Origin of the sequence: Mesorhizobium sp. M0244 (assembly GCF_040321795.1) — a bacterium.
Lineage (GTDB): Bacteria > Pseudomonadota > Alphaproteobacteria > Rhizobiales > Rhizobiaceae > Mesorhizobium.
Genome location: NZ_JAMYSE010000035.1, coordinates 14,663 through 36,306, shown reverse-complemented (window position 1 = coordinate 36,306; position 21,644 = coordinate 14,663). Strand labels below are relative to the sequence as shown.

Here is a 21,644-nt window from a genome sequence, read left to right as displayed (position 1 = left end):
GACCACGTGCGCTGTCAGTCGGCTTCGCCGGCATGGTACAGGGCCTCGTAGTCGCGGCCGCCGTAAAACACGTTGGTGATCTCGACGCTGTCGGTCAAGCGATAGGCAATGATGGCCGTAGGTTCGAACGGAAGGGTGCGCAGCCCCGGCTCCAGGTCATCGCGCGGCCGGCCGCCGTTCGGCGCGTCACCGATTTTGCGGCAGCGCGCCATTATCCGCTGCACATAGCCAGCCGCCACGGCATCGCTCTGGCTGGCCTCGGCAATGACGCGGTAAACCCCCTGCAGGTCGGCAAGGGCCTGCGGCCGGTGCGTTAGCGCGCCGCACCGCGCGGCGCTTTGCTCTCGCTGGCATGAAGCGGGCCATTTCCGCTTCCGCTTCGTCTGCCGTCAGGCTAGGGCGCGGGTCATCAATGGACGCCCGGATGCGGGCCCGCAGCACCTCGTTCACGGCCTGCTCCTCGCGATCGAGGGCGCAAAACGCCACGCGTATGACTTCACTGGCGGAGTCGTAGGCGCCCGACGCCAGCCGCACGTCAACGCTCTGCTGCTGCTTGCCCAGGGTCACGGTGATGGGTTTGCTGGTTCTCATAGTCTGCCCTTTCCTTCCTCCCCCTAAAGCACATGGCATGACAGTGTCATCGCCCGACCGAAGAGTCCGTGTGTTGCGGCCGCCCTAACGCCGGATGTGAGCGCCGCATCTATCGCTCGCGACTTCGCCTGCTACGCTCCCGACTGCGGGCTTTTCGACGGGCAACTCTAAGTTCGGCAAGCGTCGGCCTCCACCAGCCCCTGAAGCGTTCGGTTGGCCCGGCGGCAACCCGAGCGGGCCATGCGCTCACAAGCTCGGCCAGCGTAGCCGAACGCCACCTGCCCCAAACGAAGTCGCCGTTCGGAGGCATTGCGTGGGGATAGAAGGCGGCTGCGTCGGATAGCTCAACCAGTTCACCGGAAATTTCATCGAAGACGACAATCCCGTACTGCTCGGTTGCGACTGCGCGGCCCAGGGTAGGTAGATCTTGAGCTGGCAACGGATAGCGATGACGCCGGCGTTCAGCAGCCCGCTTTTGTGCGGCTTTATATGCTTCGGTGTTCCTGGCGGCCGCACGTCGCCGTTTCCTTTCCTCCGGTTCGGCATGCTGCGCAGCCTTTTCGATGCTTGGCCATCGGCGCCGGAGCTCTTCATATGAGCGGAATGGAACTTTCCAGGCCCGCAACTCATCGTCCCAACTCGCCCACGGAACGGCGCGCAATTCTTCAAGCACTGTCCTCGAATACGGCGTGCGAATGCGTAGGTCCTCCACGATCTCCAGATACCGACTCGAAATAGGGTCGAAGGCGAAGGCATCGCGTCCCTTGCTATCGTCATGGGGCGCCCGTAACGCTGCCTCCTGCGCCAGCCAGCGATCGATCCGCCGAGCTGCCGTCTTGCCGGGTACGAACCAGCTCCTGCGCTCGTCGCTCCATCTGGCACGCGGAAAAGCTTGCTGAAACCGCTCGACCGCCATTCGATCGAACGAAAAGCGGGCTTCAGCACCACGTGCCTCCTGTTTCTGTGGCGCGGGACGAGCGTCGGATTCCGTCATAGTGCATCGATCGAGTTCGCTGCACGGAACGCGGCGCCGGCCCAAAAAGTTCACCAGTCTGACAGGCTCCGCGGAATATGGCGCCTGAACTGATGTCCAATGCTCAAGGTCCGCGCAGTGAAACTTTCCCCACGCTCGCAGTTAAGGAGAGCCGAGAGGATGAACGATGTCTAAACCAGATGGGAGAGCGGCTTGCGGCCGTGCGGCCATAAAAGCTCGTTCGCGGCATAAAAGGCAGGACGCGGAAGTGAAACATGTCGCCGAGACGCACGATCTGTCGCCAGCCCAGGCGCGAGAATTGGTGCGTCGGTATGGAAACGACTGGCGAAAGATTGGCGAGGAGCCAAGCCCTACAAAGACGACTGACAACTCCCCCATTGCCGGCATAATGCAAGGATCAACATCTGAGCCTTCCATGCTCAAATCGCCAAGGGTTGTTGAGAACCTCGGATGACCCGCATCGCAACCTTCAACTTGAACGCCGTGAACGGTCGCCTTGTAGATGATCGAAGCCTTGGTAGCGAAGCGAATGCCTGCCGTGCTGCGCGGCGAAGACCAATCGGGCAAACCCACTCATCGACCAAACGGGCATACTGTCTTGTGCTCATGTGGGCTGAATGATCGATTCTACACGGAAATGCGTAGTCGTCGATCGTCCCGCTACGCCGTCCGAGCCACGCAAACAAGCTCGCGCCCGCATCCGCCATCAGTTCGATTGAACAGGTCGTCCGGTCTTTTGCTGGATCACAATCGCACGCGTTCGAATTTCCGGCCCAACAACCAGGCTGCCGATCTTAATCTTAACGAGGTCGCAGCCGCGCAAGTTGCTGTCGATCGCGAGATCGAACAACGCTCCATCCTCGATCAAGGAAGAACCGGATGGCCCATATCTGCCGAGGCCTCAGCGCTCGTTTCGCGCCAACCTTCTTGCCTGCATTCCAAGCTCGTCGCTCCTGCACCCGAAGCAAATCTCAACCAGTGGAGGGAGTGGGATTGGAACCGCCGTGAACACTCGTGGGATTCATGCGACGCGCCTTAGTTTATTGCTTTTATCCATCTCGTTGCACTAAAATCGCTGCGCACTTTTGGGCGACATGTACCAATGCCCGCTTCCCGCAGCCTTTTGCCGACGAGACCTGACCGCCTCCAGCAGTTCGCGCTCGCTGGTGTGAACATTTCGAAAAATGGCCACAACCATCACCGCCAAGGTTTCGGCATCGGGGTCCAAAGGGTCGAGATTCTCATCCGCGCAGACCTGATCGAACACGCGTCCGCAAATAGCCAGATCGTGAGGGCTCAGGCAGGTGCGATTGAAACGCCGACGCAGCATCTGGGCGAACCTTTCAGGGCCCGCCGTCCGTGCTTTGCGGCGGGCTTTTTACTGATGAACCGCTGACGCGATGGAATGCTTAAGTCATAATATCGTCCACAGTGGATTGTAATCAGTTTACCTGCGGCCTGATGATTGCTCTGTTAAGAGTCCCAAAATCAACGCGCACTCGCGGGCCTTATACTGCCCAGAAATCATAAGTTGGCGGTAGTCTTGCCACTTGTGTTCCGGGACGTGAAATCCGCGCCGAAATTCCGCCGCCTCTTTTGGAGTTCGAGTGCAACCGAGTTTACTGGCCGCGACCTTCAAACTCCCCAGTGAGCATCCGATTTTTGCCGCAATGTCTTTCAACGGTTCGTTGTTACCGTACCCATCAAGAATTATCTTGCGACGACCTTCGCTGTTGAGCTTTGTGTTCATTTCAGCGGTCCCCTCAACTATGCTTTCCCGATGCCCGATTCTATACGCACCAGGTTGAAGAGTGTCGTTAGCTTCGCATCCAGAAACTTATCTCGGCATGCATTTCTGACTGTAATCCAGCGTGAGCGCCATTTCAGTCGCCTCGAGTCGGCCAGTCTTGCCAGATGCCTGAGGTACACCACATGATTGAGAGGGGCATGGGCATACCCGAATCGGATATGACACCACGCGATGGATGCTAAAAGGCAAGAGGAGGCGCTTGCGAGGCAGGCGCTGGAGCGTGATCGACGTCGTTGGCCGCGCGAAGATCAACCTTACAATGAGGGTGCCCCGTCACTTGCGCCGGCGCTCGAACCTTTGCCCTTTTCAACGCTCGAACTGGCGCCAGAGGATCAATTCGGCGCTTGGCAGGCGCACATGGCACCGCTCGTCGAGGTCAGGTTGCCGGATCACAAATCGCTCGACGATGGCTTTCCCGCCGACCACACGGCTTGGAACCTCGGCGGCATGCTGATCGTTCAACAGCGCGCACCGGCACATAGTTATATGCGTTCTGCCGCGAAGCTTCGGTCCAGCTCGATCGATCACTGGTATATCGCCTTGCCACGTACTGGCCGGTCGTGGACGGAGGTCGATCGCCGCGTAGCGGAGAACCAGCCGGGCAAATTGGAGATCAGATCGCTTGGCTACCCGTTTCGCGGGAGGACAACGGACTCCGAAGGTCTCTTTCTCTATTTGCCGCGCGATTTGTTCGCCGATGCGGCGGCAACCCTGGACGCCAAGAACAATTCAATTCTGTCCGGCAACTTTGCCAACCTCTTGCTCGACTATGTCAACAGCATCGAAGCAAGACTGCGCAGCCTCACGGCTGACGATCTGCCCCGCATCGTGCACGCAACACGCAGTATGATCATTGCCTGCGTCGCGCCTCCGGCGGAACAGGCTGCGGCCGCCGAACAATTGACGAGTGTCGCGCTAATGGAGCGAGCGCGTCGATACGTCCACCACAATCTGGATGCGGCTCATTTGACACCGGATTCAATGTGCCGGGCGCTCGGCGTCTCGCGCTCTCGTCTCTATCAGTTGTTCGAACCAAGCGGTGGTGTTCTCCATTACATACAAAGTCGCCGCCTTCTGGCAGCCCATGTTGCGCTAAGCGATCCGGCGGACAGCCGCCGCATTGTTGAAATTGCTGAAGCCTTTGGGTTTAGTTCAGCGGCTAATTTCAGCCGGGCATTCAGCAAGGAATTCGGTTACAGCCCCCGCGAAGGCCGCAGCACTGTGGTGTTGCCGCGCCCCGCCAACTCTGTTTCGCTTGCCGGACAGGAGAAAGCCTCTTCCTTTGAAGGTTGGCTCAAAGCGCTCTGAAGCTGAGTACAGGATCGGCGATGCTGATGGGGCGGGCTCAAAACAGGCTTGCCGGGGCGGGGAAGGCCACGCCCGCACAATATCTTCGTGTCGCGTCCACCGCGCCATCAATCACATAGCTCATTCCCGCCAATTCGCGATTTATTAATGAACTGTGACTGTTCGTCGTTGCCGATAATTTGCCGCCAATCACGGCGGAGCATACATTGCAACTACGCTGCATGCGGCGCTTGTTAAAACTGCGATTTGAAAGTTTGCTAAGGTTGACAGTTATGCTATTTCTAAACTGGGGGCGCGAATTTGCACCGCCTATGGAGGTGGCTCTTGCGCCCACAGGCATCAGGCACGGAGAGTGAGGGGCCTTCCTCGAGCGATGCTCCACGTGCCGGCGATGGGGTTCTCGCAGACGTTTTGGCGAACACGACCGAACTTTTGTCGATCTATGACCGCGACTTCCGCCTGACGCACTACGCAACCAGGCTCAAGGGTGTGTACGGAGGCGCGGTGGCGCTGGGCGCCGCCATCTGGGAGATCTATCCGAGCTTTCTCGATGCGAGGTATCGCGACGATTTTCTTCGTGTGTTCCAGGGCGGCTCTCCGGCGCGCATCGACTTGCCGCCATCATCAGGCGAAGCGCCCCGGTCCGTTTTCGTCTTCGCCACTGCAAATGGTGTGGGAATCATCGAATCAAGGGAGCACGGCGGGCGGAGCGCTGCGGAGGAGCAAGAGCATGTAATTCTGCTCCATCAGGCGACGCACGACGTGCTGACCGGACTGCAGAATCGGCGGCAATTTGGCGAGCGGCTGCAGCAAGCACTGGCGGCCCTGGGCGGACCAAAGCCTAAAGCCGCCCTGTTGCAAATCGACCTTGACGATTTCAAAGCGGTCAACGACACGCTCGGCCATGGAGCAGGTGATACGCTTCTTCAGCTCGCAGCGGGTCGTATCCGCGACGCGCTGCAGGACGGAGAATCCGCGTATCGGTATGCCGGCGATGAGTTCGCTGTCATCCAATTGGGAAAGGCGCAGCCAGCAGAGGCTGAGCGCCTCGCCGGATCGCTAGTCGACGCGTTCAAGGAGCCGTTCGTCATCAACGGCATCCCCATCTTCGTCGGCTCGAGTATCGGAATTGCCTTCGGCCCGGAGCACGGGACGGATGGCGAGCAGCTGATGAAAGCCGCTGACATTGCTCTTTACGCAGCCAAGACAGATGGACGCGGCTGCGCTCGAACATTCAACCGTTCGATGCTGCTCTTGCTCGAGCAACGCGAGAATCTGAGGCGAAGCCTTCGAACCGCGCTGGAGCGGGGCGAACTTTATCTGGAGTATCAACCGCTCAATCGGCCTCCCTCGTCGGTGATCGGTTTCGAAGCGCTACTACGGTGGCGACACCCCGAGATCGGAATCATTCCTCCCAGCGTTTTCATACCGATCGCCGAAGCCGACGGTCTGATGGACGAGATTGGACGATGGGTGCTCGAGGAAGCCTGTCGCCAGGCATTGACGTGGCCTTCCTCGCTGACGGTCGCAGTGAACCTGTCGCCGGCTCAGTTCCTTAGCGGTTCGCTGACGGATACGGTTGCTCAGATCATCGACTCAGTTGGAATCCGGTCCGACCGACTTGAACTCGAGATAACCGAGACGGTCCTTCTTGAGAAGACGATCGACAATATCGACACGTTAAATACTCTGAACGTCTTGGGGATACGAATATCGCTAGACGATTTTGGAACATACTATTCATCGTTGAGCTACCTTAAGAACTTTCCCTTCGACACCTTGAAGATCGATCGGTACTTCATCGCGGACCTGGAGACCGATCTCAAAAGCCAGACCATCGTGCGATCGATCCTGAGTCTGGCGCACGGCCTGGGAATAAGCGTCACCGCCGAGGGGGTCGAGACGTCGGCACAGGCACGGTGGCTGATCAAGGAGAATTGCGATTGCCTGCAAGGGAATTTCCTGGGACGCCCGCTCGGAGCCGAGGCAACCAGCGATTTCATCAGGCGGTCCCCGCTGAGGGTGGTACGAGCGATGGAGGAATCAAATCGGGCGGTCTAGCGCCTTGCACCCTTTGTTAACGGCGAAGTGGAGATTTGTAGAAACGATCGAGGCAGATACCGCGCAATTTTTGGAGTCGGTGAGAGACTGAGTCATAACGGAGCGCGGTGAAATTTTCCGCCTCGGAGGTCATCGCGCCACCAGGGGTCAATACTGATAGAACAAGGGAGGATGCCGATGGGACCTGTTCATCATGATCTGGCTGGCGGGCCGACTTTTGAGCCCATGATCCAGATCGACATGGAAATCAAAGCTTTCGTCTCCGCTTGGAGACACTGCGATTATGTCTCGACATACATGGCCCGGATGATCAGTCAAAACAGGTCAGACTCGGTCCGGCATTCAAATCTCTTTTCCTCTGCCTTCAACGAATTGCTGGAAGTCGCCTTTCGTACGCGCCATGCCGACGGCGAACTGGCATGCAGGGTGTCTCGCCACGGCGCCACGGACAGGATCGAGTTGACGTTTCCTTGCCTGCCAGAAGAGCGCCAGTTCTACGAAGAAGCCGTGTCGCAAGTCGCAGGGTTCGAGGCCAGGGAGCGATACCTTAATTCTGTGTCTGGGGATCTCGCGCCCAGCCGGGAAATCGTACTCTTGGAACTGGCTGTCGACTACAACGCGACACTCAGGGTCGAGGAAGCCGATGGTGAAGCAATCAAGCTTGTCGTGGATCTTCCGCTTGAAGGCCTGCAAAATTGAGCCCTTACGACCTTCTCCCACGCTTCAAGGCGCAATACGACGCGAACAATCAGGAGTTCTCCATATCGGGGGTGGTCCGGCCTCAGGCGATCGATGAGCTTGGGCCCAGCATAGCATTGCTTCGCGATGCGATCGACCGTGTGCGCGGCGTTCTCTACGTCAATGTCAGACGCCTGACGCAGATGAACAACGCTGCGTTTCACACCTTTTCGAGGATCATCATTGACGCCTGTCGCGCTCGACCCGATCTCAAATTCGTCGTCATCACGTCAAGCGTCGTCGGATGGACCTCGCGAAAATTCGGTCGCTTGAGCCAAATCGAACCGAACATCACGGTCGAGGAGTATGACAGCGAATTTTATCCAGGGCAGCGCTTCCTCGAGGAAGGCGGGTTCGTACCGATCCTGCGCTCACAAACAAAGATGACCTGGCGCCACGAGCGCGCAATCTTGCCGCGACACGGCATGAGGCCCGGGATCGTCATGGCCGACATCTGTTGCGGGATCGGTGATTTCGCTGTGCTCGTGCAGAAGGAGTTCCAGCCATCGCGGATCGTCGCCCTCGACCACTCCATATCAAGCCTGGACTATGCTCGACGGGTGATGCGGGAGTTCGATATCCGGGGCATCGAATATACCTATGGCGATGCGTCGGAAATGCTGCTCGACGAAGCGCAGTTCGACTTGGTGACCTGCCGACATTCCCTTCAAATCTTCAATCGACCTGCACTAATCCTCAAGGAGCTCTACCGCATATGCAAGCCAGGCGGGCGGGTCTACATCACCAACGAGAAGAATTCGCATTGCCTCGGCGAGCCGCGCGCCGAAAGCATTCGTTGGACCTACAACGAGGTGGCAAAGCTATTCGGGCATTTCGAGATGGACGTCGAGCTTGGGCCCAAGAGCCGGAGATACCTGATCGAAGCCGGATTCGAAGACATCCGTGTCGAGACCTTCATGGTCACTAACCTCGACGGCGATCCGCAGGATTTCGCCGATGTCATCGCGGCCTGGGCGGATATCTATGCGGGCGAGATGGCGAGCAAACGCGGCGACTGTCCGGAGTTCGTAGCACGGTTCCGGCAGGGCTTCCTGGACCACATTTTCGCTGCGCTCCACCCCAAGGGTTATGCGGGTTGGCCGATCTGGGTCGCATCCGGGAGACGGCCGCAATGAAAGCCGACAATGCGCCTGCACCGCGCTTCGGCCTGCGCTCCTTTCGAGCGAAATTCGTATTGGTCGTTGGCGGCGCCGTACTGTTCGACCTCCTGCTGAGCGGTGGTCTGGCGCTTTGGAACGTTCAAAAGCTGTCGCGCGACGCCACATCGGAAGTCGGTGAGGGCCTGACGACCGCAAACGAGGAATACATTCGTTCCTATGCCGAGTCGACGGCGTTGAGCGTCGACCTGCTGCTCGATCGGGTTCATGGGGACGTCAAGGCGCTGACCGGCGTGCTGCAGGCCCAGATCGACGATCCGGGGAGGCAGCAACAGGTCGGAGCGACGCTTTCGCATGAGGCGCCCGGCTCGGTGAAGGTCGTCTACGACGCGCAGGGCGATTGGGCGCAGAATCTGCCGGGCGCGCCTTCCGTCGTAAGCGTCTGGGGCTACCTGTTGGGTGCCGACCACAGTCCGCTGCCGAGCGTTCAGCAGGAAATAGAAAACAGTACCGTCATCGATCTCGTCGCGCCGACTCTCATGGCCAACGGGTCGTCCAAACTGCAGATGTACTATATTGGTCCGAAAGAACGGCCGATCTTCAGAACGGTACCGTATACGGACCAGGCACAGACCTTCGACCGACTCTATCCAGGCCACAACAAGGCGGAATTCTGGGAGTTCTTCTTTCCGGGAATCTATGGTTCATGGCAGCAATGGGCCAGGGATCCAGCCTCACGTCCGGTCCCTGACGATATTACACAAACAGCGCCTTACACCGATGCAATCACGGGAAAGCTGATCGTCAGCTTTTTCCATCCGCTGTGGACGCGCGATCGCAGCGGTATCGCCGGTACGGCGGGGGCAGACATCACTCTCGATCAGCTTGCGGAAGTGGTCGAACGTGTGAAGATCGCTGAAACCGGGTTTGGCTTCCTCACGATGTCGACTGGCAACGTGGTCGCGATCAATCCGTCGGGCCAGACGATCATCGGCCTGACTTCATCAAGCGATGCGGGCACGCAGGGCGTCACGGGCCTGGAGAGGTCCCTGCGGGGAAGTACGCAGCCGGCTATCGCGTCACTACCTCTCGACCAGAACAATGACGGTGTCATTCAGCATATCATGCTCGACAACAAGGGCGAACGCGTACCCTACATCGTTGTCCTCAAGCGATTGAAGCCGACCAATCTGTGGAGTTCGGGACCGATCAAGTCCGAAACGATGTCGGTCGGGATCGTCGTTCCCGAACGGGAGATCTATGCGTCCCTGTTCGCCGCGCAGGAGAGTATTTCTCGCGCAACCAATCGTATCCTGCTTTTTCAGATCGGTGCGATCGTCGTTTCGCTTCTGATTGTTTTTGCGGCCGTGCTCGGAATTTCGAAGAGGATCACTGCGGGCCTCAGGGCGCTTGCCAGCGCCGCCCAACGGCTCCAGTCCAAAGATTATTCAGTCCGCGTGAGCATTCCGACGCGCGACGAGGTTGGAGCGGCAGGGATCGCTTTCAACCGGATGGCTGAGCAGATCAGCTTTCACACGGAAAATCTCGAGCAACTCGTCGACGACCGAACCAGAGAGCTCGGGGACGCAAATCAGGAGATATCCGCGCTCAACGAAAAGTTGCGGGACGAGAACGTCCGCCTCGGTGCCGAGCTCGCAGTTGCCAGGCAGATCCAGATGATGGTCCTGCCGAAACCATTCGAACTCGAAGCGATTCCGGGGCTGGAGATCGCAGCCTACATGCGGCCGGCCGACGAGGTCGGCGGTGACTACTACGATGTCCTGCAGAACGGGCCACGGGTCAAGGTCGGCATCGGCGACGTGACCGGTCATGGTCTCGAGAGCGGCGTGCTGATGCTAATGGTGCAATCCGTTGCACGCGCGCTGCAGGAAACCAACGAAAGGGATCCGCACCAGTTTCTGGATCGGCTGAACAGAGCGATCTACAAGAACATACAGCGGACGAACACCGATAAGCATCTCTCGCTGGCCTTTCTTGACTTTGAGGATGAGCGGGTGACGCTATCCGGCCAGCATGAGGACGTTCTCGTCGTGCGTGCGGATGGGGAAGTCGAACGCATCGATACGCTTGATCTGGGTCTGCCGGTTGGTCTGGAGAATGACATCTCGCAGTTCATTGCCACGCGTGACATCCTGTTCGGGAGTGGCGACGTGATCGTGCTGCACACCGACGGTGTGACCGAGGCGGAAGACCAAGACAGAAGACTGTTCGGGTTCGAGCGCCTGTGCCAGAGCGCGCGAAAACGTCATGGCAGGAGCGCCGAGGAAATCAAAACCGGGATCATCGAGGATCTGATGAGCCATATCGGAATCCAGAAGATCCACGACGACATCACCCTCGTGATCATAAGGCACACATAGGAATGACAGCGCTGTTCGGTACCCCTGATATTGCAATCGGAATGAAGGAGAGTGGCAGTCGCGTGCGGCTGTTCGACGGACCTCTCGACTTGAGTTGGCGTCATTGTGCTACGACCTCGGACTTCATCGCCGATCTTTTCGCGTTGCGCATTCAGTCGTCCCGCAATGACTACATGGAAGTGCGGCACAGCATTGGATATCTGGTCAACGAGCTCATCGAAAATGCCGTCAAATTTCGCGCACCGGGTGAGATCGTGATCGAGGCGTCGATGGATGCGCAGTGTTTCAAGCTCAAGGTGTCGAATGACGTCGACGGTGAAAACGCGTCTGAGTTCCAAAGTCTCCTAGCGGACATCACGGTTGGCGACCCCAGAGACCTGCTGATACAGCGAATTGAAGCGAATGCTGCCAACCCCGACGTGGCAGGCTCCGGACTCGGATTGCTGACGTTGATGAGCGACTATGGCGCACGCCTGGCTTGGATATTCAGCTCCGCGGACGAAAGCCATCGGATTTGCCTGGAGACATATGCCTCCATTCCGATCTCGCAAATTCACGATTAGAGGAAACGAAGCCAGGCTATGGAAATCAGGACAGACGACTACCGCGTGTGGATTGAAGGAAGCGAGATTTTTTTCGACGGTGCAATGCGGCTTGCCAGCTCCGAGGCCAGTGCGCCCATCACGGCTTTGGCGACCAGTGTTCTTGCCTCAAATCCCTCTTCCATTACGCTCAATTTGAAGGACCTTCACTTTCTCAACTCTTCTGGCATCAACCTGCTGGCGAAATTTACCATCGAAGTGCGCAAACATCCCGATGTTCGACTCGTCGTGCGTGGAACGCCCGACATACCCTGGCAATCGAAATCATTGCCGAATCTGAAGAAACTGCATCCCGCTCTGGTGCTTTTGATGGACTAACCAGGTCCCGAAATTTGCCAGGGGACTGCGTGGGCTTGCGGCAACCCGAGATAGTATAGGTCAGCCGGGGACGATGCGGGAGCCCCGCACCGATAGTGAGAACCGTGCAGGAGCGCGGCGCCTACAGCGAATATGTACACCAGGATAAGTATTTGGATGCCAAGCTAACGACAATCCGGCCTCGTGCGCAGATGCTCGCAATGGCTCGGCGGGGGCTCGGCACAGGCGGCAGACGTCCAAGTTGGGGGGAGTCGGGCTGCCTGTGCCGATCAGCCGCCGCGCGACCAAAGGTGGCGTCATTGAGTAAGCGTGCCAAGGTGAACGGCGGCCAGCTGGAGTTCATTCCGCCGCAGATCCCGACTCGGGTCACGGAGCCGCCCGAAGATGAGGGATGGGTTCACGAGGTCAACCTTGACGGCTACCGAACGCAGATCATCATCGATAAAGGCGGCGTGCGTCTGTACAGCAAGAACGGCCGTGACTGGACCACGAAATACTGGCCCATCGCGCTGGCTGTCGAGCTGCCATGCCGGGCTGCCATTCTCGACGGCGAGGTCATTGTAACCGACGAGCGGGGCGCTCCCGATTTCTCTGCGCTGGAAGCCGCGATCTGGAACGAGCCGAGCCGGCTAGTATTCGTCGCGTTCGACATCCTCCATCTCGACGGTCGCAATCTTGCCCCCTTGCCCCTGCTGCAGCGCAAACAGGAGCTGTGGCAACTGGTTGAGCCTGGCGTCGGCAAGATTCAGTACAGCGAGCATTTCGAGGGCGATGCGCTAGCGATCTTCCGCGCCATCGAGAAGATAGGGCTTGAGGGCATCATCTCGAAGCGCGCCGATAGCCGCTACAGGAGCGGGCAATCGAAAACATGGCTGAAGGCCAAATATTTCGAGGAAGCCGATTTCTGAATTTCTGAGCATCGACAACCGCTTCTGTGAAGATCCTATGGGGATGGAAGGCGACCAGCGCTCTGCCAGAGTGAAGTCGCCAAACATCACCTGGAGGTCAGCATGCAAGCCAACACCACCAAAGCCCCGGCCGCTATCCGCGTCGATCTTGCCGCAATATTTGTCTCGTTAGAACTGTCTCGTTCAAAATGGCTCGTGACTTCGCGTTCGCCAGGTGGGGGCGAGAGAATGTCGAGACACCTCGTGTCGGGGGGCGACATTCCGGGTTTGCTCGATCACTTCGCAGAGCTGCAACGAAAGGCGGAAGTGCGGACAGGGCAGCGTTTCCGGGTCATATCAATCCAGGAAGCTGGTCTGGATGGATTCTGGATACATCGGGTCCTCAAACGCGAAGGCATCGAGAGTTATGTCGTGGACCCGGCATCCATTGCCACATCGCGTCGCCGCCGGCGGGCCAAGACCGACAGGATTGACGGGGAAGCACTGGTTCGAGCGTTGTTGGCCTACAACCGCGGCGAGCCTCGGGTTTGCGCGTGTTGCGAGTGCCAACGCCGGAGGAGGAAGACCGTCGCCGGTTGGTGCGGGAGCGGAAGGCGCTGACGAACGAGCGGATCAGGCACGTCAACAGGATAAAGGGCCTTTTGTTCAGCCAAGGTGTGTCCGGATACGAACCGTTGAAAGGCGATCGACGCAAATGCCTCGACGCGCTCATTACCGGAGATGGGCGTCCGCTGCCGCCAGCGCTCATGGCGCAGATCAGCCGCGAGCTTGATCGCATCGAGTTGCTCATGGTCGGCGTCGGGATCACGCTGATTTACCGCTACGGGCCCAGCCGTGAAAGGGCAAAGTGGAAATGGGCGTCATGGGGCGCCTTCCTCGCGGCTGTGGTCTGGATCGCAGTCTCGATAGGATTCTCCTATTATCTTGAAAACTTCGCCAACTACAACGCGACGTATGGAGCCCTTGGGGCAGTCATCGGCTTGATGATGTGGACCTGGATCTCCGTGGTTATCCTGGTTGTAGGTGCGGAGCTGAATTCCGAGATGGAGCATCAGACAGCGATGGACACCACCACAGGTGCGCAGCAGCCGATGGGTGCGCGAGGTGCCACGGTCGCCGACACGCTGGGCGGATCGGCCGATGCCGCCGACCAGCAGTCGCGTTTGGACGAGCGCAACGCGTAGCTCGCCGATCACTTTGCCTTTCCGCGCAACTTCGCTTGGCGCCAATGGCGGCGCTAGATGGCCGCCATCTTTCCAATAAATTCTCGAGCGATGCGAGGTCTTGTAGGGCCGCCGCCTCTAATTCGCTGCTGCACTGCCGTGCTGCCCTCGAGGACTCCACATCGACGCGTGGCCCAGCAACGGCTCAAGGCGCTGGTCGCCCGGCTTGCCCAGGTGACTGGCGATTTCACCATCCAGAAGCAATGCAAAACCGCCGTCGCCGATGCCGAAATCCTCGCCAGCCTCGACGAGGTCATGTTCTGCTCAAGCGGTTGCGGCGGATGGAGTCGGCGCGCAACCCTCTACGGCGGCGACCGTTCTCCGGGGCGCGATGCAGCGCTGCTTGACCCGACGAAAGACGCTGCGCGCGTGCGCGCCATGTATACGCATCCCAGCTTCATCCGCCGAGGCGTGGGGCGCCTAATCCTCATGCTGTGCGAGGACGCCGCCCGCCGCGAGGGCTTCACAAGTGTCGAGCTTATGGCAACGAGGGCCGGCGAACCGCTCTATCGGGCCTGCGGCTTTGTGGCGGTTGAAGAAGTCGTCGACAACAGAGGCGGAGCGGGCGTGCCACTGTTGCGGATGAGGAAGGCGTTGTGAATGATCGGCGGGCTCGCACTCATAGCCAGTAGCTGACGGTAGCTGCGAGGCAGACGGCGGCAAGGAAGTTCGTCGCCGACCGATCGTACCGAGTGGCGATGCGGCGAAAATCCTTGAGGCGCCTGAACATGCGCTCGATGGCGTTGCGCTCGCGGTAGAGGAACGGTGAGAAGCAGTTTTTCCAGCGCCGGGTGATGCTCACGCTGCCTTTCTGGCGGCTGCCCTGAACGGACGGTCGATGGTGAAGGCATCTGGACGGATGGCTGCCTCAACCTGGCTCCAGGTCACGGGATGAGCGATTGGGAAGCCAGGTCGCGCTCGTGGGGAGAAGGCGCCGACCGCCGTGTTGCCGCGCCCATTGCGGAGGTAATCAATGAAGATGCGGCCCTTTCGGGCTGCCGGCGCGGCGGACAGCAGATAACGGTCTGGATAAGCGTCAGCGAGGCGCTTGGCGAACGACCGGGCAAGGAGCCGGGCATTGTCGTGCGTGATCTTCGTCTCAAGTGGGGCCATCAGGTGAATTCCCTTGCCGCCCGTCACCTTCGGCCAGCTCTCTAGGCCTTCTGGTTCCATGATGTCGCGGAGCGCTAGCGCGGTCCGGATGACCTCATCCCACTCTACCCCCTCACCCGGGTCGAGGTCCAGAACGATGCGGTCGGCATGCTCGATGTCGTCAACGGTGGCGTTCCAGGGATGCAGCTCTACAGCATCCATCTCGACCAGCCCTAGCAGGCCGGCAAGGTCGTCCACCCACACGCGCACACCTTCGCCACCCTCGCGCTTCTGAAGGCGCAACTGATGCACTGCTGGCGGGATCTTCGGCAGCGCGCCCTTGTGGTAGAAGGTTGCGCCGAGAGCATGGCGGACCAGCTTCAGCGGTCGGTGGCCGAGATGGACGAGTGCCTGATCGGCAACCCTCTGCCAATAGCGCGCAAGCTCTTCTTTGGACGGCGAGACCGCGTCGGGCAGCAGTTGCAGGATGTTCTCGCTGGGAACGCCATGTTCCCGGGCTGGCCCACGTCGCTTTGACGGCGCAGGAGGCTTGGCCGGGATCGCCACGAGGTCTTCTCGCAGACCCTTGAACACGGCTTCACGCAGCACGCCGCGATCTGTTACGCCGCTGAATTGCACCTCGGCCAGCACGTCTGGTCTGACCCATGTCGCCTTCGGCTTCACGATGGGCTCTGACAGGGGTGACTTGCTGATGATCAGCGGGTCAAGCCGCTCTCGAACCAGTTGCGCAGCGCTCAAGGTGTAGCCGCTGCGAGCCTTCCCGGCATAGAGCAGTCGGTCGCCCTCGCGGCGGCCGATGTAGAGCGATGCGATCCGGCGCGGGTGAGCGCCGAGCTTTTCCACGAAAGCGACAATGGGGAAGGTGTCGCTCTTGATGCACTTCACTTTGAGCCAACTCGTCTGGATACCCGAGCGGTACGTGGCATCGGTGCGCTTGGACACAATCCCCTCCAAGCCCATTCGGCAGGCATGTTCAAACACGTCCGTGCCGCTCACCTCCAGATGCTCGGCATAGGTCAGTGTCGGCGCTGAGTTCTTAAGCAGCTTCTCTAGGGCTGCCTTGCGCCTCACCACCGGCTGCTGTCGTAGATCGCGCCCGTTGAGGTGCAGCAGGTCGAACGCGTAGAAGATGAGCCTCGCCGAGTCTGGATTGCCCAACTCCCGTTCCAAGGCTTGGTAATCCGGCAGGCCGCTATCGCCGAGAACGACAGCCTCCCCGTCGATGATCGCCGCCTTCACCGGCAAGCCCGCCGCCGCTTGAACAATTCGTCGGTATCGATGCGACCAGTCGTAGCCACGACGCGTGAAGGCCCGCGCTTTACCGCCCTCAATGATCAGCTCGGTGCGGTAGCCGTCGTATTTGATCTCGTGAAGCCATTCGCCGCCCTCGGGCGCATTCTCGACCAGCGTGGGCGACTGGAACTCAATGAAAGAGAGCTGGCCATCCCCAGCTTTGGAACTCATGGCACACTCCTGACCTTCCACCCAAACCTTGCGGCCAGTGAATAGGTTCCGCAACAGGGCTGGCCGGAGGAGTAGGGCCCCGAGCCGGTTTACCCGATCCTTGCTCGAAACCGGGCGTGGTTGAGGGAACTCTTAGTTAAGCCGTCGCTTATGTACGAATGTCGCTCCATTGGTTCTCTCCGCCGGTATCCGTAAGGACCACCCGTCCTGGCATTGCTTATCAGTGCAACAATGTCGAGGGAGCCGCCGAGCAACTGTTGCAGTGGACCAAGCGTGGCCCCAAGTGGCACCGCGCAGTGCAGCTCTGCATGGATGCCATGATCGATGAGGTGAAACCCGAAGTGGTCCGCAGGGCGTTTCTCGAAGCGGCCAAGGAAGAGGGAAACCTAGTGCCTCCTTAGCATCTGCGACCGAAAGCCCTACTCTTGGTCGGGCACGAACCTAACAAAGAGCATCGTCGGCTCTGCAGCGAGGCGGCGGTCGTAGAACTGGCAAGCGAGGACCATTGACTTGCCCGACTACCGCTGCGCCTTCAGCGATAGTCAAGCTATCCGGCATTTAAGCTGACTTGCAGGGGATTTTCTCTAGCATTCTCGCTATCGATAATGACCTCTTATCGATAGCGATCAGACCAAGACTTGACCAATCTGCGGAATCGGCGCTATCGTGGCGCAGAATCGCGTTTATCGTGCATGGCTGGGCTCAGGGCGACGCGAGTCGCATAGCGCGCTACAGCACAGCAAGCTCGTACGAGGACAAAACAATGACCATCACGGTGAAAATTGGCGAGGCCAAAACCCACCTTTCGGAACTGCTCGCTAAGGTCGAGGCCGGTGAGGAGGTGATCATTTCGCGCGGCAACGATCCCATTGCCAAGCTGTCCCGCCTTCCCCAAAACCAGGATCTGGGCGCCTTGATCGAAGAGGTCCGCGCCGCGCGGGCCCGCGCGAAACCTGTCACCACCGAGGAAATTCTGGCCTGGAAGCATGAAGGCCACCGTTACTGATGCGTCTCGTCCTGGACGCGTCCATAGCCGCGGCCTGGCTGCTGCCGGAGGAGCACAGCGCGGTCGCCGAGACCCTGGTTGCCGGCCTGACGGGGCGATCGCCGGTGCCGTCGCTGTTCTGGCACGAGGCGCGCAGTGTCGTGCTGATGGCCGAGCGGCGTAGCCGCATCGCCGCAGGCGAAGCGGCCACCGCCATGGCACGGCTGCGCCGATTGCCGCTGGAGGACGCCGGCGGCGGGTCGGACGGCGCGGTGCTGGCGCTAGCGGCCGCGCACGGTCTCAGTGCCTATGACGCCGCCTACCTTGCGCTGGTAATCGAAACCGAGTTGCCGCTGGCGACCCTCGATCGCAAGCTCGCCGTTGCCGCGCGCGGCAAGGGAGTCCGCATTTTCGGACCGCTCGCCAATGGCAACTGACCTCGTCGCTCGGCCACCTGGCAATGGTGTTCGACGCGCCGAGGCGCTCGACGCATTGGATTCGGTGCTGCCCTTCGACCGCCGCGATTTTCTGTCCGATCTCCTGACCGACGACGTCGCAACGCTGCGCCATCTGGCCAAGGAAGACATTGGCGCAAACTCTCTCCGCGCGCTGGCCTCCGACCTTGGCTATCTCGAGGCATGGTCTTTTGCCGCCACTGGTTCTCCGCTGCCCTGGCCGGCGCCGGAAGCGCTTTTGATCAAATTCATCGCCCACCACCTGTGGGATTCTTCCCGGCGCGAGGCCGACCCGGCCCACGGTATGCCCGAGGAGGTGACGGCCGCGCTGAAGGCGCAAGGGCTTTTGCGCAGCGACGGACCGCACGCGGCCGCCACCGTGCGCCGGCGTCTGTCGAGCTGGTCGACGCTGACCAAATGGCGCGGTTTGCGCGGAAATTTTTCCCCACCGGGCCTGCAGAGCGCGATAAAGCTGGCGGTGCGCGCCAGCGCCCGCCCGCGCGGCCGCAAGAGCAAAAAGGCGGTGACCGCCGATATTTTGGCCGCCCTCCTGAAAGCCTGCGCCGGCGACCGCCTCGTCGACATGCGCGATCGCGCGCTGCTCATCACCGCCTTCGCCTCGGGCGGTCGCCGCCGCAGCGAGGTTTCTGACCTCCGCGTCGAACAGCTCATCGAAGAAGAGCCGGTGCCCGCGAATCCCAAGGATTCAGAGGGGCAAAAAATTCCCTGCTTAAAAATCCGGCTCGGCCGGACCAAGGGCGACACAGGCCGATGGCGACGCTTTCGTGCTGCTCGTCGGCCGGCCGGTGACGGTGCTGCGAGCGTGGCTCGAGCGCGCCGGCGTCACTGAAGGCGCCGTGTTTCGCGGCATCGACCGCTGGGGCAATCTCGAAGCGCGCGCCCTGACGCCGCAGGCCGTCAATCTGATCCTGAAGCGCCGCATCGCCGAGGCCGGGTTCGATCCGCAAGCCTTCTCCGCCCACGGCCTGCGCTCCGGCTATCTCACCGAAACCGCACGCCGCGGCATTCCGTTGCCCGAAGCCATGCAGCAGTCGCAGCATCGCTCTGTGCAGCAGGCCTCGAACTACTACAATGACGCGGAATGCACGCTCGGGCGGGCGGCGCGGATAATCGTCTGAGTCGCAGATCGATCCGACCCTTGCGGCGTCAGCTCCAGCACAGTTGGTTCCGAGGCAGCCCGACGTCCGGGATAGATCACCCTGACTTGATGCGGAAGCACCTCGCCCCAGCTCCACAGCACGAGGTTCTGATCGGATGTGTCGGCACCTGGCGCGAAGCTGGGCACGAGAATGCCGAACTTGCCTTCAGCAACGAGGCGGTCATAAATGCTCCATGACGGCGGCCGTTTGCCATCGGCGAGAAAATCCATCCAGCCACAAGCCATATCTTCGAACCGGATCCCGGCGTCGGCCTGGCCTTGCGCCGTCCTCAGATTGATAATGTCATCGCAATCGATCTCGTATGAGCAGAGCACGCACGGATCAATGCGATGTGCAAAACCCTGATTGGCCTCCTTCACGGCCGTCATGACGTCGAGCGCCAGATAAAGCGTAGGCACACCTTTCGGGTTGAATCTGGCACCCCGAATAGCCGCTCCGTCGCCTGAGATCGGCTGGAAGGACCAACGCGGATCATGGGCGCGGTAGCAAATTCCGGCAAATCTCAAGCAAAGCCACGAACGGCGACATGATCCAGGTAGTCGCGAACCGCGCTGGCCTTGCCTTCCTTAACCAGAGCTTCCGCCGTCCGCCCGCCGAATGCCGGTATCGGCTGCGCCCGGTACCAGGCCATCGCCTGCTCCTTGCCTCCAGCCCAGTCGGTCACCCTGCTGATGATCTCAAGCATTTCGCGAAGGCGACCTTGCGTCTTTGCAGCATGGCTACGCTCAACCCTATAGACGGTTTCCCGCGCAAGACCCGCCGTTTCGGCAAGCTGACCTTTGGACATACCGAATCCATCCGCAACCTGGGCGATAGCGATCTTCCCAGCCCGATCCATATAGGACAGCACCAACGCTTCGTTCTGAACTGGAACTTTCAACGCTTGGGTCATCCTTGTCTCCAATGCCATATTCAGAAACACGTTTCTTGTGCACAAGACATGGCATTGTGCGACGGACTACAAGCCTCGGTTGCCTGACGGGACGTCGTTGAGGCCTCACCAGACGCCTTCATACGTTCGTTTTCTGGCACATTCCTTGTGTGTACAAACGCCCTAAAAACCTTCCCAAGACGACCGAATGCGCGCACAATCGCAAATCCCTGCGGCGCGGCGATCAGGATGAGGTCTCTCCCAGATCGCCGCGCTATAAATCCCCCTGATCCGCCTCATTGGCGGCCGCGTCTCGACCGAGAACCAGGCGACCGCCCAAGTCGACGAACTCAAAGGCGGCCGGCTGCCGCTTGGTCCATCAGGAGCACGGCTCCTGCGCCTCGCGGTCCCGGCCGGTGCTGGCGAAGCTGATGCGCGAGATAGCCGCATATGGGACACACCGCTATGGCGATATGGCGCCCAGAATCTCAAGAGTCGCCGCCGGCGATAGCCTGCCAAGACTGTCACCCACGCTTGCCCTGGGCACCCGTAATGGAAATGATGGCGGGCGCTAGCGTGACGAACAGGATATAAGGCTCTCTGGCAGCAAGCTGGTTGAGGAAGCCCCACCGTCATGAAGCCAATGAACGAAGAGCACCTCGCGGTCCTACGCAGGCACATGGTCGAGATGATTGCAATCCATACCGACCTTGCAAGCGAAGAACTCGGCAAGGCGGCGCTCGATGAGCGGGTGATGGCAGCGATGCGGCGAGTGCCGCGGCATCTCTTTGTGCCAGCCTCGGTTGCACCTTATGCCTACCAGGACATGCCGCTGCCGATCGGCTTCGATAAAACCGTTTCGCAGCCTTTCATCGTCGCTCTCATGACCGATCTCCTCGCGCTGCAACCGCACGAGGCGGTGCTCGAGATCGGGACCGGCCTGGGCTATCAAACCGCAATTCTCGCGGAGCTCGCCGGGCAAGTTTGGAGCGTCGAAATCATCGAGGAATTCGCAACCCATGCCGAGGCTCTGCTGCAGGGCCTCGGCTTATCCAATGTCGGCATTCGTGTCGGAGACGGGTCGCGCGGCTGGCCCGAGCACGCCCCATTCGACAAGATCCTGGTCACCGTCGCGGCTGGGCGGGCGCCGCCGGCCTTGCTTGAGCAGCTCAAGCCGGGGGGACGCCTGGTTCTGCCTGTGGGACCTGAAGATGTGCAGTTGCTGACGGTCATCGACAAGGATGCGGCAGGGCAACAGAAGACTCGCAAACTCATCCCGGTTCGGTTCAGCCGGCTCGAAACGGTCTAATGAGGTGCGACAACTGGCGCGACCGCGCTTTTCCGACCGTCAATCAGATGCCAGCCTTCCGCGTTTCTTCGCCCTTGGTGAACGCGAAAAAACGGTAGAGTGGAGGTGTGGCGGGGTGGCGGTAGGTTGAACATATCTGTTTGCCGCCCCTTTCGTCTGGCGGTGGCTTACTGGTTCAACCTTGGCTCCGTTTCCACACCCGCTCATCGAACCG

19 protein-coding genes and 7 pseudogenes are annotated in these 21,644 nt (G+C 60.0%); 17 read left to right on the top strand and 9 right to left on the bottom strand.

Going from position 1 to position 21,644, the window contains the following annotated elements; genetic code table 11:
- Nucleotides 1-14: 14 nt before the first annotated feature.
- The 4 genes and pseudogenes from NKJ08_RS20530 to NKJ08_RS20515 all read right to left on the bottom strand — a co-directional run.
- Nucleotides 15-296, bottom strand: a pseudogene (locus NKJ08_RS20530) (type II toxin-antitoxin system RelE/ParE family toxin); the annotation flags it as partial.
- Nucleotides 187-591 carry a ribbon-helix-helix domain-containing protein gene (locus NKJ08_RS20525; protein ID WP_352779908.1) on the bottom strand — a complete coding sequence of 135 codons (405 nt, stop codon included), beginning with the start codon at nucleotides 589-591 and terminating at the stop codon, nucleotides 187-189. The gene NKJ08_RS20525 and the pseudogene NKJ08_RS20530, both read right to left, overlap by 110 nt.
- A gap of 109 nt (nucleotides 592-700) precedes the next feature.
- Nucleotides 701-1,585 (bottom strand): hypothetical protein, encoded by an 885-nt coding sequence (locus tag NKJ08_RS20520; RefSeq protein ID WP_352530799.1) that lies wholly within the window; start codon nucleotides 1,583-1,585, stop codon nucleotides 701-703.
- 489 nt (nucleotides 1,586-2,074) lie between these two features.
- Nucleotides 2,075-2,553, bottom strand: a pseudogene (locus NKJ08_RS20515) (site-specific integrase); the annotation flags it as partial.
- A 134-nt stretch (nucleotides 2,554-2,687) separates the two neighbouring features.
- On the opposite strand from NKJ08_RS20515, the gene NKJ08_RS20510 reads away from it, so the two are divergent.
- Nucleotides 2,688-2,981, top strand: a complete 294-nt coding sequence (locus NKJ08_RS20510) for a hypothetical protein (RefSeq protein WP_352528565.1) — start codon at nucleotides 2,688-2,690, stop codon at nucleotides 2,979-2,981.
- Nucleotides 2,982-3,032: 51 nt separating this feature from the next.
- Here NKJ08_RS20510 and NKJ08_RS20505 read toward each other — a convergent pair whose 3' ends face one another.
- Nucleotides 3,033-3,335 carry a hypothetical protein gene (locus NKJ08_RS20505; RefSeq protein WP_352528563.1) on the bottom strand — a complete coding sequence of 101 codons (303 nt, stop codon included), beginning with the start codon at nucleotides 3,333-3,335 and terminating at the stop codon, nucleotides 3,033-3,035.
- A gap of 231 nt (nucleotides 3,336-3,566) precedes the next feature.
- On the opposite strand from NKJ08_RS20505, the gene NKJ08_RS20500 reads away from it, so the two are divergent.
- The 10 genes and pseudogenes from NKJ08_RS20500 (at nucleotide 3,567) to NKJ08_RS20455 (ending at nucleotide 14,652) form a co-directional block, all read left to right on the top strand.
- Nucleotides 3,567-4,703 (top strand): helix-turn-helix domain-containing protein, encoded by a 1,137-nt coding sequence (locus tag NKJ08_RS20500; RefSeq protein ID WP_352528561.1) that lies wholly within the window; start codon nucleotides 3,567-3,569, stop codon nucleotides 4,701-4,703.
- Between the two features lie 411 nt (nucleotides 4,704-5,114).
- Nucleotides 5,115-6,764: a putative bifunctional diguanylate cyclase/phosphodiesterase gene (locus tag NKJ08_RS20495; protein ID WP_352528559.1), complete on the top strand. Its 1,650-nt coding sequence runs from the start codon at nucleotides 5,115-5,117 to the stop codon at nucleotides 6,762-6,764.
- Between the two features lie 177 nt (nucleotides 6,765-6,941).
- Nucleotides 6,942-7,463 carry a ubiquinone biosynthesis methyltransferase UbiE gene (locus NKJ08_RS20490; protein WP_352528557.1) on the top strand — a complete coding sequence of 174 codons (522 nt, stop codon included), beginning with the start codon at nucleotides 6,942-6,944 and terminating at the stop codon, nucleotides 7,461-7,463.
- Nucleotides 7,460-8,638 carry a methyltransferase domain-containing protein gene (locus tag NKJ08_RS20485; protein WP_352528555.1) on the top strand — a complete coding sequence of 393 codons (1,179 nt, stop codon included), beginning with the start codon at nucleotides 7,460-7,462 and terminating at the stop codon, nucleotides 8,636-8,638. The genes NKJ08_RS20490 and NKJ08_RS20485 overlap by 4 nt, the downstream gene beginning before the upstream one ends.
- A complete protein-coding gene (locus NKJ08_RS20480; RefSeq protein WP_352782994.1) occupies nucleotides 8,635-11,001 on the top strand; it encodes a SpoIIE family protein phosphatase in 2,367 nt (788 codons plus the stop codon). The genes NKJ08_RS20485 and NKJ08_RS20480 overlap by 4 nt, the downstream gene beginning before the upstream one ends.
- Before the next feature lie 2 nt (nucleotides 11,002-11,003).
- Complete coding sequence (locus NKJ08_RS20475; RefSeq protein WP_352782992.1) at nucleotides 11,004-11,564, top strand: slr1658 superfamily regulator; 561 nt, start codon at nucleotides 11,004-11,006, stop codon at nucleotides 11,562-11,564.
- Between the two features lie 18 nt (nucleotides 11,565-11,582).
- Nucleotides 11,583-11,921, top strand: a complete 339-nt coding sequence (locus tag NKJ08_RS20470) for a slr1659 superfamily regulator (RefSeq protein WP_352528549.1) — start codon at nucleotides 11,583-11,585, stop codon at nucleotides 11,919-11,921.
- Nucleotides 11,922-12,016: 95 nt separating this feature from the next.
- Entirely contained in the window at nucleotides 12,017-12,829 is an 813-nt protein-coding gene (locus NKJ08_RS20465; protein WP_352782990.1) for an ATP-dependent DNA ligase, read from the top strand.
- A 102-nt stretch (nucleotides 12,830-12,931) separates the two neighbouring features.
- Nucleotides 12,932-14,013: pseudogene (locus NKJ08_RS20460) on the top strand (YhjD/YihY/BrkB family envelope integrity protein).
- Nucleotides 14,014-14,181: 168 nt separating this feature from the next.
- Nucleotides 14,182-14,652, top strand: coding sequence for a GNAT family N-acetyltransferase (locus NKJ08_RS20455; RefSeq protein ID WP_352528543.1), 471 nt, complete (start codon nucleotides 14,182-14,184; stop codon nucleotides 14,650-14,652).
- Nucleotides 14,653-14,671: 19 nt separating this feature from the next.
- Here NKJ08_RS20455 and NKJ08_RS20450 read toward each other — a convergent pair.
- Together NKJ08_RS20450 and ligD are read right to left on the bottom strand one after the other, a co-directional pair.
- Nucleotides 14,672-14,842 (bottom strand): annotated as a pseudogene (locus tag NKJ08_RS20450) (transposase); the annotation flags it as partial.
- Between the two features lie 8 nt (nucleotides 14,843-14,850).
- Nucleotides 14,851-16,629: a DNA ligase D gene (ligD, locus tag NKJ08_RS20445; protein WP_352783046.1), complete on the bottom strand. Its 1,779-nt coding sequence runs from the start codon at nucleotides 16,627-16,629 to the stop codon at nucleotides 14,851-14,853.
- A 158-nt stretch (nucleotides 16,630-16,787) separates the two neighbouring features.
- On the opposite strand from ligD, the gene NKJ08_RS20440 reads away from it, so the two are divergent.
- From NKJ08_RS20440 to NKJ08_RS20425, 4 genes and pseudogenes are all read left to right on the top strand, one after another.
- Nucleotides 16,788-17,030 carry a DUF982 domain-containing protein gene (locus NKJ08_RS20440; protein WP_352528539.1) on the top strand — a complete coding sequence of 81 codons (243 nt, stop codon included), beginning with the start codon at nucleotides 16,788-16,790 and terminating at the stop codon, nucleotides 17,028-17,030.
- Between the two features lie 362 nt (nucleotides 17,031-17,392).
- Complete coding sequence (locus NKJ08_RS20435; RefSeq protein ID WP_352528537.1) at nucleotides 17,393-17,635, top strand: type II toxin-antitoxin system Phd/YefM family antitoxin; 243 nt, start codon at nucleotides 17,393-17,395, stop codon at nucleotides 17,633-17,635.
- Nucleotides 17,635-18,051 (top strand): type II toxin-antitoxin system VapC family toxin, encoded by a 417-nt coding sequence (locus tag NKJ08_RS20430; protein ID WP_352528535.1) that lies wholly within the window; start codon nucleotides 17,635-17,637, stop codon nucleotides 18,049-18,051. Before NKJ08_RS20435 ends, NKJ08_RS20430 begins: the two co-directional genes overlap by 1 nt.
- Nucleotides 18,041-19,208: pseudogene (locus NKJ08_RS20425) on the top strand (site-specific integrase). Before NKJ08_RS20430 ends, NKJ08_RS20425 begins: the two are co-directional and overlap by 11 nt.
- Before the next feature lie 28 nt (nucleotides 19,209-19,236).
- Here NKJ08_RS20425 and NKJ08_RS20420 read toward each other — a convergent pair.
- A pseudogene (locus NKJ08_RS20420) lies at nucleotides 19,237-19,756 on the bottom strand (RES family NAD+ phosphorylase).
- Nucleotides 19,753-20,142: an MbcA/ParS/Xre antitoxin family protein gene (locus tag NKJ08_RS20415; protein ID WP_352780352.1), complete on the bottom strand. Its 390-nt coding sequence runs from the start codon at nucleotides 20,140-20,142 to the stop codon at nucleotides 19,753-19,755. The pseudogene NKJ08_RS20420 and the gene NKJ08_RS20415 overlap by 4 nt, the downstream one beginning before the upstream one ends.
- Before the next feature lie 259 nt (nucleotides 20,143-20,401).
- Between NKJ08_RS20415 and NKJ08_RS20410 the strand changes: the two are divergent.
- Together NKJ08_RS20410 and NKJ08_RS20405 are read left to right on the top strand one after the other, a co-directional pair.
- Nucleotides 20,402-20,570, top strand: a pseudogene (locus NKJ08_RS20410) (recombinase family protein); the annotation flags it as partial.
- 185 nt (nucleotides 20,571-20,755) lie between these two features.
- Nucleotides 20,756-21,430, top strand: coding sequence for a protein-L-isoaspartate(D-aspartate) O-methyltransferase (locus NKJ08_RS20405; protein ID WP_352782985.1), 675 nt, complete (start codon nucleotides 20,756-20,758; stop codon nucleotides 21,428-21,430).
- Nucleotides 21,431-21,644: the final 214 nt, after the last annotated feature.